Genomic DNA, 13876 nt, shown 5'->3' with positions numbered 1-13876 from the left:
TCCCGGCACGACGCAGCGCTTGATGAGCGTCATGCGTCCCGTGCTGAAGACGTATTTCCGCGCCGAGGTACACGGCCTCGATTCCTTCCCACCCGGCGGCGCGCTCGTCGTCGCCAACCACTCCGGCGGACAGTTCCCGATGGACGTGCCGATCTTCAGCGTCGACTTCTACGACAAGTTCGGCTACGACCGGCCGGTCTACACGCTGAGCCACGACGTCCTCTTCATGGGCCCCACCGCGGACTTCTTCCGCAAGGTGGGCTACATCCGGGCAAATCGCGAGAACGCGGGCATCGCGCTGCGTTCCGGCGGCGTGGTGGTGGTCTTCCCCGGCGGCGACTACGACGCCTACCGCCCGACGTCGGCGGAGAACGTCATCGACTTCAACGGCCGCAAGGGATACGTCAGCACCGCGATCGAGGCGGGCGTGCCCATCGTGCCCGCGGTGTCCATCGGTGGCCAGGAGACCCAGCTCTATCTGACCCGCGGCACCTGGCTGGCCCGGCGTCTGGGCTTGAAGCGCTTGATCCGCAGCGACATCCTGCCGCTGTCGTTCGGGTTCCCGTTCGGGCTGACCAGTCCGATCCCGCCCAACCTGCCGTTGCCGAGCAAGATCGTGACGCAGGTGCTGGATCCGATCGATATCACCGCCGAGTTCGGTGAAAATCCCGACATCGACGAGGTGGACGAACACGTGCGGTTCGTCATGCAGCAGGCGCTCAACGAGCTCGCCGCCAAGCGACGCTTCCCGATTCTGGGCTGAGTTATGGCTTCTCGAATCGAAGAGGCGCTGGGCGTCGTCTCCACGTTGCGGCGCGCGGGAATGATCGCGCCGATGCGACCCGACCGCTACATCAAGATGGCGGCGGCCATGCGCCGCGAGGGCCTTGGATTCACCGCCGGGTTCGCCGGTGCGTCGCAGCGCTGCCCGGACAGCCCCGGCTTCATCGACGAACTGGGTTCGCTGACGTGGCGGCAGCTCGACGACCGTGGGAACGCGTTGGGCGCCGCCCTGCAGGCCCTGCCGTCCGGAGCCCCCAAAGTGGTCGGCGTCATGTGCCGAAACCACCGGGGGTTCGTCGATGCGTTGTTGGGCGCCAACAGGATCGGCGCCGACGTGCTGCTGCTCAACACCTCGTTCGCCGGCCCGGCGCTGGCCGAGGTGGTGACCCGGGAGAAGGTCGACGCCGTCATCTACGACGAAGAGTTCACGCCAACGGTGGACCGCGCCCTCGCCGACAGGCCCGACGCCGCCCGCATCGTGGCATGGTCCGACGGAAGTCACGACGTCACCGTCGAGAAACTGATCGCCAAGCACCGCGGGCAGGCCCCTCGGCGCACCGGCCACAAGGCCAAGATCATCATGCTGACGTCGGGGACCACCGGAACCCCCAAGGGCGCCAAGCATTCTGGCGGCGGTGGTGGCATCGGCGTCCTCAAGGGCATCCTGGACCGCACACCGTGGCGGGCCGAGGAGCCGATCGTCATCGTGGCGCCGATGTTCCACGCGTGGGGTTTCTCGCAGCTGGTGTTGGCCTCATCGCTGGCCTGCACGGTGATCACCCGGCGCAAGTTCGATCCGGAAGCCACGCTGGAACTCATCGACCGCCACAAGGCCACCGGCCTGGCTGTGGTGCCGGTCATGTTCGACCGCATCATGGAGTTGCCCGACGAGGTTCGCAACCGCTACAGCTGCCGCTCCTTGCGCTTCGCCGTAGCCTCCGGTTCGCGGATGCGGCCCGATGTCGTGATCTCGTTCATGGACCAGTTCGGCGACGTCATCTACAACAACTACAACGCCACCGAGGCCGGCATGATCGCCACCGCGACACCGGCGGACCTGCGCGCGGCACCCGACACCGCTGGCAAACCCGCCGAGGGAACCGAAATCCGCATCCTCGATTCGGAATTCAACGAGCTGCCCGTCAGTGAGGTGGGCACCATCTACGTCCGCAACAAGACACAATTCGACGGCTACACCTCCGGCGCGACCAAGGACTTTCACGCCGGATTCATGTCCTCGGGCGATGTCGGCTACCTGGACGAGAACGGGCGACTGTTCGTCGTCGGCCGGGACGACGAAATGATCGTCTCGGGTGGCGAGAACATCTACCCCATCGAGGTGGAGAAGACGTTGGCGACCCACCCGGAGGTCGCCGAAGCCTCGGTGATCGGAGTGGACGACGAGCAGTACGGCCAGCGGCTGGCGGCGTTCGTGGTGCTCGAGCCCGGCGCGACCGCCGATGTCGAAGCACTCAAGCAGCACGTGCGGGAAAACCTGGCCAACTACAAGGTGCCGCGCGAGATCCACATCCTCGACGAGTTGCCGCGCGGCAGTACCGGCAAGATCCTGCGTAATGAATTGAAGGCCAAAGTGGGAGGCGGTTCATGAAGGTTCGCGAACTGATCCAGCAGGTGCGCAAGCCCAGACCACTGGCCCGTGGCGCGCTGGAACTCGTCAACGCCGCCAACGGATTTCGACCGCTGACCCGTAACCCCTACGCCGGACCCACGGTGTTCTGGTTCGGTTGGCCGCCGTCGGAGGTGCCACTCATCTACGGCGCCGTCTCCGCACTGGACGCCGCGCGTCGCGGCCGGCGCGGCGACTTCGCCGGGCCCAAAGGAAAGGCGGCGCTGGCCCTGACGGCCGCGTCCTGGGCGCTCCTCGCGGTGATCGGCTACCGCGGTGTGACGACCCCGGGCCCGGTTCTGGAAGCGGGCCTCACCGATCAACTCGGACCCGACTACGAAGAAGAGTTGCAGTCGCTGCCAACGGAGCCCACCCGGCGGGGCCGGCGAAACCCGCCGCTGCGCACCACCATGTCGCGTCGCCGCTTCGTCGACAAGGAGAACATCATCTCCTACGGCCCGCACGGGCGCGCCAACCTGGCCGACGTCTGGCGCCGACGCGACTTGCCGCGGGACGCCAAGGCACCGGTGTTGCTGCAGATACCCGGCGGCGCGTGGATGCTCGGTTGGCGCCGCCCGCAGGCGTATCCGTTGATGAGCCACCTGGTTTCGCGCGGCTGGATATGCGTGTCGATCAACTACCGCGTCTCTCCGTTGCATACCTGGCCCGACCACATCGTCGATGTCAAACGCGCGCTGGCCTGGGTGAAGGAAAACATCGCGGACTACGGCGGCGATCCGAATTTCGTGGCGATCAGCGGCGGGTCCGCTGGTGGCCACCTCTGCGCGCTGGCCGCCCTGACGCCCAACGACCCCAAGTTCCAGCCGGGCTTCGAGGACGCGGACACGTCGGTGGTCGCCGCCGTCCCTGTCTACGGACGCTACGACTGGTATTCCACCCACGGCCCGGGGCGCGCAGCGTTCGTCAAGGTTCTGGAGACAGTGGTCGTCAAGAAGAAGCTACGCACACACCGGGACATCTATCTCGACGCGTCGCCGATCCGGTACGTACGCGCCGACGCCCCACCGTTCTTCGTGCTACACGGGACCGAAGACACGTTGCTTCCGGTGGAAGAAGCGCGGGAGTTCGTCGGGGAGCTGCGGGAGGTGTCGAAGGCTCCGGTGGCATACGCCGAATTGCCTCACGCCCAGCACGGATTCGATGTCTTCGGTTCACCGCGGGCGCACAAGTCCGCCGAGGCGGTGGCGAAATTCCTGTCCTGGGTATATGTGACAAACCCGCCTGGCCGGAACAACGCGTGAGGCGCTGTTAGAGCGCCTCTGCGGCCCGCTCCAGCTCCGCCAGTGCGGGTTCGATGGCCTTGGCCATCTCGTCGATGTCGTTGGCCACCTCGGGCGTCGTCACGAAGCCGAAGTCCAGGCTGTCCATGTAGGAGAAGCACGTGATGTTCAGAGCCACGTCCATCACCGGCGGACCGAGCGGAACGAGCGATTCCAATTTGGCGCCGGCCATGTAGAGCTGCATGGGGGGACCCGGCACGTTGGACACCACCAGGTTGATGGGCGCCAGGTTGTGCGACAGCCCGCTCGCCGTGTAAGCCCGGGCGGCCAGCTGCAACAGGCCGGGCGGCGTGGTTTCGGTGAGCCCCATGATCTGGTGCGCCGACAACGCCTTGGCCATCTCCTTCGCGTTCTGCGTGCTTTTATGAATCGCTCGCAGCCGTTCGGCCGGGTCTTCCACATCGGTGGCAAGAGACGCCGTCATCGAACTGATCTGATTGCCGACTTCCGACTTGTTCTCGTCGGTGCGGGTGGACACCGGAATCTGCGCGATCAGCGGCTTTTGCGGCAGTTCGTCACGCTTCAGCAGGTACTCGCGGGCGGCACCGGCGACCAGCGCCAGCACGACGTCGTTGAGCTTCACGCCGAAAGCGTCTTTGACTGCTTTGGCCCGTGCCAGCGGAACCCTGGTGCCCGTGATGCGCCGGTGCGGCGAAACCGTTGCGTTGAACCGGGTCTTCGGCGCATCGAAGTAACGCGACGGCTTGCTGCTGACGCTCAAGGCCGCGATCTGCTGCCGCACAGTCTGTTCCACCAGCCGGGCGACGCGGAACGGTGTCATGATCCCGAGGTTGATCAGCGCGCCCAGAGCACGCCGCTCCAAACCCGGGATGGTGGATCCCACGAACCCAACCGTCTCTTTTTGCGGCGGTCGCGGCTCGGGCGTGATGTCCAGAAGGATTTCGCCCAGCCCCGCGCCGGAGACGCCATCAACGATGGCGTGGTGCATTTTGGTCAAGGTCGCGACGCGACCACCTTTGACGCCCTCGATGACCCACAATTCCCACAGTGGCCGTGACCTGTCCAGCTTGTAGGACATCAGCCGCCCGACCAGCTCGTCGACCTCGCGCCGCCCACCGGGCGCGGGAACGCCGATGCGACGGACGTGGAAGTCGATGTCGAGTTCCTCGTCCTCGACAAACCAGGGCCGGTCCAGACCCAGCGGGGCGCCGGTCACCTTCCATCGCAGCTGCGGGATTTCGGGCAGTCGCTCGATCAGCATTTCGCGGAGTCGGTGAAAGCTGTAGTCGGGCGCGTCCGAGGGGTCGCAGATCGCCAACGCACCCACATGCATGTGCCAGCCCGCAGTTTCCGCTGACCAAAACGCTGCATCAACGCTCGAAAGTCGCCTCATGCCATGAACGGTAGCCCTCGCCGTGAGGTCCAGACCAGAGGGCTAGGCGTCGTCCAGCAGATCGGGTGTCACGGCCGACTCGGTGTCGGGAATTCCCTCCACTTTCGCCTTGCGGTCGGCCATCGACAGCAATCGCCGAATACGTCCCGCCACAGCGTCTTTCGTCATCGGCGGGTCGGCAAGGCGACCCAGCTCCTCCAGCGAAGCCTGACGGTGCTCGACGCGCAGCCGGCCGGCCGAGGCCAGGTGCTCGGGCACCGAATCCCCCAGGATCTCCAGAGCCCGCTCCACCCGGGCGGCGGCCGCGACGGCCGCGCGCGCCGAGCGGCGCAAGTTGGCGTCGTCGAAGTTGGCCAGACGGTTGGCTGTGGCGCGGACTTCGCGACGCAGCCGACGCTCCTCCCAGATCAGCCGGGTGTCCTGTGCCCCCATCCGGGTGAGCAGCGCGCCGATCGCCTCGCCGTCGCGCACCACCACGCGGTCGGCGCCGCGCACCTCGCGGGCCTTCGCGCTGACTCCGAGCCGACGCGCCGCACCGACCAACGCCAGCGCCGCCTCTGGACCCGGGCAGCTGACCTCCAACGCCGAGGAGCGACCCGGCTCGGTCAGCGACCCGTGCGCCAGAAAGGCTCCGCGCCAGGCGGCTTCGGCGTCAGCGATGCTTCCGCCTACCACCTGGGCAGGCAGGCCGCGCACCGGCCGGCCGCGCATGTCGAGCAGCCCGGTCTGGCGTGCCAGCGCTTCACCGTCGTTGGCCACCCGCAGCACATACCGGGTGTTCTTGCGAATACCACTGGCAGACAACACATGCACCACCGCGTTGTAGCCGTACAGCTCGAAGATGTCCTTGCGCAGCCGGCGGGCGATGCTGCCCAGGTCTAGTTCGGCCTCGACGACGACACGGCCTCCAACGATGTGCAACCCGCCGGCGAACCGCAGCAGAGACGTGACCTCCGCGCGCCGGGCGCTGACCGATTTCACTACCAGACGGCTCAGCTCGTCTTTGACTTCGGTCGTCATCGCCACGCGTCGTCACCCCTCGGTCGTACACCCTCGATCGGTAATTCCTCCGTGGCCGTCGCCGGAGGCACCGCTGGCCCCTTGTCTCGAGACCGCACCCCATCCAGGACAGCCGCCAGCCTGCCCGGGTCATGTAAAGGTGTACCAGGTCTGGCGACATCTGCGAACTGGACCTCGGCCTGCAGCAGGGTCGCGGTGCGGCGCAGTTGCTCCCGTTCCCGGTCGCTGGGCACCCGTTCGGCGTCGATGATGATGTCGTCGACGGTGAACCCCGGCGCGTGCTGCACCAGAACATGCAGATGACGCTCCACCGAGAAACCCGCCGTCTCCCCTGGTTCGGCCACCAAGTTGAGCACCAACGCCTTGCGGGCCGGGGTGCTGTGCAAAGCGTCGGCGAGTCCCGGCACCAGCACATGGGGGATCACACTGGTGAACCAGGAGCCGGGGCCCAGGACTACCAAGTCGGCGGCCATGATGGCGTCGACGGCCTGCCGCGTGGCCGGCGGGTCAGTCGGTATGAGCCGCACCCGCCGCACCTTTCCAGGAGTGGTCGCGATCGCCACCTGGCCGCGGATCAGCCGGAACATCCGCGGGTCGGACTCCAGGCCCGACACGTCGGCTTCGATCTCCAATGCGATCGGGCACATGGGCAGCACCCGGCCCTTGACGCCGAGGATGCGCCCGAGTTCATCGAGAGCGGCCACCGGGTCGGCCAGCACCTCCGACAGGCCGGCCAGCAGCAGGTTGCCGATCGGATGCCCGGCCAACGCGCCGCGGCCCCCGAATCGGTGCTGCATGATGGTCGCCCACAGGCGCCCGTGCGGGCTGTCGGATGCCAACGCCGCCAACGCCATTCGTAAATCGCCGGGTGGCACCACGTCGAGTTCGCTGCGCAGTCGGCCGGACGAGCCGCCATCGTCGGCCACGGTCACGATGGCGGTGACGTACGGGGTCAGCCGGCGCGCGGCGGACAATGTCGCGTACAGGCCGTGTCCGCCGCCGAGTGCGACGATGTTGCCGCTCATTCGCGGCCCAGGTCCCGATGCAGCACGCGCACGGTGAGTTGCGGATTGTCGGCCAGCCGGGCCATCAGGGCTTCGGCGATCGCGACGCTGCGATGCTTACCGCCGGTGCAACCGATCGCGACCGTCATGTACCGCTTCCCCTCTCGGCGGTAGCCGTCGACCACCAGCGATAGCAGTCGATGGTAGGTCTCGAGGAACTCGGCCGCACCGGGCTGGCTGAGCACATACTCGCTTACCGCCGGCTGTTGGCCGGTGAGCGGGCGCAACTCGTCGACCCAGTGCGGGTTGGGCAGAAACCGCACATCCATCACCATGTCGGCGTCCATGGGCAGGCCGTACTTGAAGCCGAAGGACTCGACGGTGACGCTCGTGGTGGCCCCGCCGTTGCCACCGAATGCGCGCTCGATGCTTTCCCGCAAGCCCCGGACGGACAGCTTCGACGTGTCGATGATCAGGTCCGCGTTGGCCCGGACTGGGGACAACATCCTGCGCTCCGCGGCGATGCCTTCGGCGAGGGTCTGCTCCCCCTGCAGCGGATGGCTGCGGCGATTCTGCTCGTAGCGGCGGACCAACATGTCGTCGGAGGCCTCCATGAACACCACCCGGGGGGTGATGTTGCGCGTGGCGAGCTCGTTGCGCACCTCGTCGAGGTCACCGGTGAAGCCCCGGGAACGCACGTCCATGACCACCGCCAACTGGGTGATTCGCGAGCCGGCGGCGAGTCCGAAATCCACCATGCGGGTGATGAGCTGGGGCGGCAGGTTGTCGGCCACGTACCAGCCGAGGTCTTCCAGCACCTTGGCCGCCGTCCCCCGCCCAGCGCCGGACAATCCGGTCACCAGGACGACGTCGATACCGCCCTCGGGACCTTCGGGACCGGCTTTATCGACTGGGCCGTTGTCGGCGTGGTTCGTCATGTCGAACCTCCCGTTAGCTCCGGGTTCTGGGCCGGTTCCGGGGCGGGTCGCAGCGCCTCGAGAACGGCGGTGGCTGTCGCCACGCCGATCCCGGGAACCGCGGTGATCTGGTCGACGGTGGCCTCCTTGAGGCGAGCTATGGATCCAAAGTGGGTGACCAAGGCCTTGCGGCGATGTTCGCCCAATCCCGGCACGGAGTCCAGCACCGATGCTGTCATTCGCTTGGATCGTTTGCTGCGGTGGTAGGTGATGGCGAATCGGTGTGCCTCGTCGCGCACCCGCTGCAGCAGATACAAACCCTCGCTGTTGCGCGGCATGATGATTGGATCCGGCTCGGACGGCACCCACACCTCTTCCAACCGCTTGGCCAGGCCGATTACCGCGACGTCGGTGATGCCAAGTTCTTCCAGCACGGCGCTTGCCGCATTGACCTGCGGGGCCCCGCCGTCGACGACGTAGAGGTTGGGCGGATAGGCGAACCGGCGCGATTTTCCTTCCGGAGAAAGCATATTGGGGTCGTTCTGGTCGTTCAGGTGACGCAGGAAGCGACGGCGGGTCACCTCGGCGATGGAGGCGACGTCGTCTGAACGTCCCTGACCGGCGGCCTCGCGGATGGCGAAGTGGCGGTAATCGGATTTCTTCGGCAAGCCATCCTCGAAAACCACCAGCGAACCCACCACGTCGGTGCCCTGCACGTGGCTGATGTCGACGCACTCGATGCGCAGCGGCGCATCGGCCAGGCCGAGAGCTTCCTGAATGTTCTGCAGCGCAGCGGATCTGGCGTTGAAGTCGCCAGCGCGCTTCAGTTTGTGTTGCTGCAGTGCGTCTTTGGCGTTGCGTTGCACGGTCTCGGCCAGTGCCCGCTTGTCGCCGCGGCGCGGGACCCGCAGCGCCACCTTGCCACCGCGGAGTTCGGACAGCCAGCTCACCAGCTGGTCGGTGTTGGACGGCAGACACGGCACCAGCACCTCGCGCGGCACCGGATTGATGGCTTCGTCTGCGGCGCCGCCGAGTTCGGCCTGTTCGCCGTAGAACTGCGTCAGGAATTGCTCGACCAGCTGGTCTTCGCCGGTGTCGCTGGGGTCTGCGGACTTTTCCACAATCCATCCGCGCTGGCCGCGCACCCGGCCGCCCCGGACGTGGAACACCTGCACCGCCGCTTCCAGCTCGTCGTCGGCGAACGCCACCACGTCGGCGTCGGTGCCGTCGCCGAACACCACGGCCTGCTTCTCCATGGCCCGCTTCAGGGCGGATAGGTCGTCGCGCAGTCGAGCGGCACGCTCGAAGTCGAGTTTTTCGGCCGCGGCGTTCATCTGTTGTTCGAGCTCGCGGGCGTAGCGATCCGTCTTGCCGGACAGGAACTCGCAGAAATCGATGACAATTTGGCGGTGTTCGTCGGCGGTGACCCGTCCCACACAGGGCGCGGAGCACTTGTCGATGTAGCCGAGCAGGCAGGGGCGGTCGATCTGCTTGTGGCGCTTGAAAACTCCTGCCGAACAGGTGCGCGCCGGGAACACCCGGGTGAGCAGGTCCAGCGTTTCCCGGATGGCCCAGGCATGGGAGTAGGGCCCGAAGTATCGGACGCCCTTGCGCCGCGGGCCGCGATAGACCATCAGCCGCGGAAATTCCTCGTTGAGGGTGACGGCCAGGACCGGGTAGGACTTGTCGTCGCGGTAGCGGACGTTGAATCGCGGATCGAACTCCTTGATCCAGTTGTACTCCAGCTGCAGGGCCTCGACCTCGGTGTTGACCACCGTCCACTCGACCTTGGCCGCGGTGGTCACCATCTGCCGCGTCCGTGGATGCAAGCTCGAGATGTCGGCAAAGTACGAGGTCAGCCGGCTGCGCAGGCTCTTGGCCTTGCCGACGTAGATGACCCGGCCGTATTGGTCCCGGAATCGATATACGCCAGGCTCGACCGGGATGGACCCGGGCGCAGGGCGATACGAAGCAGGATCTGGCACGTAACCAGGCTAGTGGGCGCGCGGGGGCCTCGAAGATATGGGGAACCTCCGCCGTTAGAAGGGTGGTGGTTCGTCGTCGGGGTCCAGCGGTGGGCCTTGTACGAGTTCGCCGGTCATGCTGAAGATGCGGATCTTGGCGCGGGCTTCGCGGTTGCGTTTGCGTTCGGCCTTGATCCGTGTGGCGCGGTCTTGGGCGCGGGTGCGGCGCCGGCGGGGCATCATCGCGGCGCGCTGCCCGCAATAGTCCTCGGTGCCCTCGACCTTGAGACGAGGCATGCCCCCCACCGGCCGGCACAGGCTGGGGAACAGCAACGCGCTGCCCGGGGTGGTGACGTGGGTGTCCCCGTTCGGGGACGTCAGGATCAGGGTGCCATCAGCCAGCTGTTGTTCGGTCCACCCGACAAATGTCTTCACCAAATGATGAAAAGTGCAGTAACACTTCATGTTCCCCGCATGCGTGGGCCCACCCTGGGCGTAGGGGATGGTGTGATCGAGCTGGCAGTCCCAGGCCGACACCTCACACCCCGGCCACCGACACGTCAGATCCCGGCACTTGAGGAAATCCGCCAACGCCTTCGACGGCCGATAATGCGGTTCGGGCGCGGTGTCGCCGGGATGAGCCAACGGCACCACGGTCGCGGTGTGAGCCAACTCAGCCACCAGTTCAGGGGTGATCAGCCCGTCGGCGCGGACCTCGCAGGCCGGGGCGGTGCCGGCGCCCTGCAGGGTGGCTTGTTCGGCGATGACGTGGATGACCACCGGCGAGGCCGGCTTCTTCCCGGCGGCGGTGCAGTCTTTGCGTTGGCAGTGACACGCCAGCCGGTCCGCCCCGGCCGCCAGTGCCCCCAACGCATCAGCGCGGCGCTGCTCCCGGCTACGCGGATCATGCGCACACACGGTGCCCGCCAGCGCCGACAGCCGCTTGTCCAGGGCGTGGGCGTCGGGGGTCAGGAAGAACCCCTCGATGCGCGAGATGCCGTCCTGATCCCCGCCGATCCACACCTGCCGATCCGTGTGCTGCTGGTCGCGCCGGCGCAGCGCATCGCGGTCTTGGCAGGCCACGATCTTGTCCACCTGCGCGGCCAACCGGCCCCTGGTCAGCGAGGGCCAGCGGCTGATATTGGTGGCGATCAGCTCATCGACGCGGGCCAGGATCTCCGGGTCCTCGATCGCATCAGTGTGATAGGCGATCGTGATGAACGCACGGAAGTCGATGTCCCCGGCACCAAACACCTCCCCGGTCTTAGGCAGGCGCTCACGCATCACCCGCGCATAATGCAGCCGGCTCAAAGCCAGCCCCCGACTGATCCGCAGCCCCGCCCCCACCTCCGCGGCGACCGCGGCCATCGCATCGATGGCCCAGTCCTCATCACACCCACAGTCGGCGAACCGTTGGGCGAACAACTCCCCGATCGCCACCAACTGCGCGGCCGCGGCCTGATTCTCCACCCGCGCCGCCGCCCGCACCCGATCCAGCCACTTCGTGGTCTCCGCGGTCGTGGACAGCAACGCCTCCCGCCGCACCAAACTCTCATCCAGCCACGCCAACGCCTCTTGCGGCACCACCCGCTCGGTCAACCGAGCCTTCGACGGCGCGGGCTGCGGATCGTCGAACATCGACAACTGGGAGTCGAACATACTTTCGATTCTAGCCCGTAGTTCCCCCCGCTGAGTGGGTTCTGAATCCCCGATGTTGTTCGTGAGCAGGTGTTTGGCGTTCATGCGGGCGTACTAATGTAGTCATGTATTATCATGGCATTGCTCGGCGTGTTAACTTGGCATATCGTAGATATAGCGCGGATAAGTTGATATAAAGTAATCATGTACGTGACTCGGGTTCCCAACCGTGGGTCACCGCCAGCGGTGCTGTTGCGGGAGTCCTACCGCGACAACGGCAAAGTCAAAACACGCACCCTGGCCAACTTGTCACACTGGCCCGAGCGCAAGGTGGAAAAGCTACAGCGTGCCCTCAAAGGCCTGCCGCCACGCGGGATCTGGCCGAGTCGTTTGAGGTCTCCCGCAGCCTGCCCCATGGGCACGTGGCCGCAGTGCTGGGCACCGCCCGGACCCTGGGCGTCGAAGATCTCATCGACGCGACACCATCGCGGCGGCGCGACCTGGTCACCGCGATGCTGGTAGCCCAGGTCATCGCCCCGGAATCAAGCTGGCCACCGCACGCGGTTTGCGCACCCAGACCGCCACCAGCTCACTGGGCGAGGTGCTGGGGGTCAGTGGGGCCGATGAGGACGACCTGTACGCGGCGATGGACTGGGCGCTGGCCCGCAAAGATGCCATCGAAACCGCGCTGGCCGCCCGGCATCTGAACGATGGCACCCTAGTGCTCTACGACGTGTCCTCGGCGGCCTTTGAGGGCCGCACCTGCCCCCTGGGCAAGATCGGACACGCCCGTGACGGGGTCAAAGGACGTTTGCAGATCGTCTACGGGCTGCTGGCCACCACCGCCGGGATACCGGTTGCCATCGAAGTGTTCGACGGCAACACCGCTGACCCGAAAACGTTGACCGCCCAAATCAATAAGCTGAAAAACCGGTTCGGACTGTCGCGGGTGGCCCTTGTCGGCGATCGCGGCATGATCACCAGCGCGCGCATCACCGAGGAACTACGCCCTGCCGGTCTGGACTGGATCACCGCGCTGCGCGCCCCGCAGATCAAGGCCCTTGTGCAAGCCGACGCCCTGCAGCTGAGCTTGTTCGACGAACACGACCTCGCTGAGATCAACTCCCCGGACTATCCCGGCGAACGCCTGGTCTGCTGCCACAACCCGCTCTAGCTCAAAAGCGCACCCAAAAACGCCAAGACCTGTTGGCCGCCACCGAAAAACAACTCACCGCCATTACCGACGCCACCACCCGAACCCGCCGACCCTTGCGCGGCAAAGACGATATCGCGCTACGGGTAGGCAAGGTGATCAACCACTACAAGATGGCCAAACACTTCCACATCACCATCACCGACAACTCATTCACCTTCACCCGCAACGAAGACGCCATCGCCGCCGAAGCCGCCCTCGACGGCATCTACGTGCTGCGTACCAACCTGCCCAAATCCGCCCTGGGCCGTGACGATGTGGTGTTGCGCTACAAGGGACTCGAAGACGTCGAACGCTTCTTCCGGACCCTCAACAGTGAACTTGACGTGCGACCCATCCGCCACCACCTCGCCGACCGGGTCCGCGCCCACATGTTCCTACGCATGCTGTCCTACTACATCAGCTGGCACATGAAACAAGCCCTGGCCCCCCTGCTGTTTCGCGACCACGACAAACCCGCAGCCGCCGCCAAACGCACCAACCCCGTTGCCCCCGCTCAACGTTCCGATGCCGCCCTAGCCAAAGCCTCCCGCAAACGCACCACCGACGACACCCCGGTGCACAGCTTCACCAGCCTGCTCGCCGACCTAGCCACCATCTGCGCCAGCCACATCCAGCCCACCGACGACATGCCCACGTTCACCAAATTCACCACCCCCACCGCACTACAACACCACGCCTTCGAACTACTCGGCCTCACCCACCGCCTGGGCTACAAGTAGTCATGCAGACAACACAAAACCCCAGGTCACGGCACACTCATCACCAAACCAGGGGGAACTACGGTCTAGCCAGCGGGACTGACATTGATCCTGTTAACCGAGTTCGGGTGAGGATGGTCTTGCTCGTTCGCTGCCGGTGATGACACGCGCACTGACTGACGTCCTGCTGGGCTGTCTTCCAATTGATTTGTCTCACCGGCGACGTGCGGGCAAGTACCACAGCAGCCCTGGCAGGGCGGACATGACTTAATCAGGAGCCTGTCCGCTGCCTCATCAATGTCTTGTCTGCCCGCCCTACCGGGTTGTCACCCACCGCAGGTTCATATGCAGGAG

The 13876-nt window shown here is 66.0% G+C and carries 9 protein-coding genes and 1 pseudogene; 4 read left to right on the top strand and 6 right to left on the bottom strand.

Going from position 1 to position 13876, the window contains the following annotated elements; translation table 11 throughout:
- Positions 1-22 precede the first annotated feature (22 nt).
- The 3 genes from G6N68_RS10625 to G6N68_RS10615 are packed head-to-tail and all read left to right on the top strand — an operon-like array spanning position 23 to position 3672.
- Positions 23-763, top strand: coding sequence for a 1-acyl-sn-glycerol-3-phosphate acyltransferase (locus G6N68_RS10625; protein WP_163718435.1), 741 nt, complete (start codon positions 23-25; stop codon positions 761-763).
- 3 nt (positions 764-766) lie between these two features.
- Positions 767-2392 carry an acyl-CoA ligase FadD12 gene (fadD12, locus tag G6N68_RS10620; RefSeq protein ID WP_163711394.1) on the top strand — a complete coding sequence of 542 codons (1626 nt, stop codon included), beginning with the start codon at positions 767-769 and terminating at the stop codon, positions 2390-2392.
- Complete coding sequence (locus G6N68_RS10615) at positions 2389-3672, top strand: alpha/beta hydrolase (protein WP_163711390.1); 1284 nt, start codon at positions 2389-2391, stop codon at positions 3670-3672. The genes fadD12 and G6N68_RS10615 overlap by 4 nt, the downstream gene beginning before the upstream one ends.
- Positions 3673-3679: 7 nt before the next feature.
- Here the strand turns inward: G6N68_RS10615 and G6N68_RS10610 are convergent, their stop codons facing one another.
- From G6N68_RS10610 to G6N68_RS10585, 6 genes are read right to left on the bottom strand one after another with little or no spacing between them, the layout of a single operon-like run.
- A complete protein-coding gene (locus tag G6N68_RS10610) occupies positions 3680-5065 on the bottom strand; it encodes a WS/DGAT/MGAT family O-acyltransferase (RefSeq protein WP_163711387.1) in 1386 nt (461 codons plus the stop codon).
- A 42-nt stretch (positions 5066-5107) separates the two neighbouring features.
- Complete coding sequence (whiA, locus tag G6N68_RS10605) at positions 5108-6085, bottom strand: DNA-binding protein WhiA (RefSeq protein WP_163711384.1); 978 nt, start codon at positions 6083-6085, stop codon at positions 5108-5110.
- Positions 6082-7110, bottom strand: a complete 1029-nt coding sequence (gene yvcK / locus G6N68_RS10600; RefSeq protein WP_163711381.1) for a uridine diphosphate-N-acetylglucosamine-binding protein YvcK — start codon at positions 7108-7110, stop codon at positions 6082-6084. The genes whiA and yvcK overlap by 4 nt, the downstream gene beginning before the upstream one ends.
- On the bottom strand, positions 7107-8027 hold the full coding sequence (gene rapZ, locus G6N68_RS10595; protein WP_163711376.1) for an RNase adapter RapZ: 921 nt from the start codon (positions 8025-8027) through the stop codon (positions 7107-7109). The genes yvcK and rapZ overlap by 4 nt, the downstream gene beginning before the upstream one ends.
- On the bottom strand, positions 8024-9991 hold the full coding sequence (uvrC, locus tag G6N68_RS10590; RefSeq protein WP_163711374.1) for an excinuclease ABC subunit UvrC: 1968 nt from the start codon (positions 9989-9991) through the stop codon (positions 8024-8026). The genes rapZ and uvrC overlap by 4 nt, the downstream gene beginning before the upstream one ends.
- A 54-nt stretch (positions 9992-10045) precedes the next feature.
- Entirely contained in the window at positions 10046-11608 is a 1563-nt protein-coding gene (locus tag G6N68_RS10585) for an HNH endonuclease signature motif containing protein (protein WP_163718433.1), read from the bottom strand.
- 204 nt (positions 11609-11812) lie between these two features.
- Between G6N68_RS10585 and G6N68_RS10580 the strand changes: the two are divergent.
- Positions 11813-13543 (top strand): annotated as a pseudogene (locus tag G6N68_RS10580) (IS1634 family transposase).
- Positions 13544-13876 lie beyond the last annotated feature (333 nt).

The sequence above is a fragment of the Mycobacterium bourgelatii genome (assembly GCF_010723575.1).
GTDB classification, from domain to species: Bacteria; Actinomycetota; Actinomycetes; order Mycobacteriales; family Mycobacteriaceae; genus Mycobacterium; species Mycobacterium bourgelatii.
This window is presented reverse-complemented; position numbering and strand designations above follow the sequence as displayed.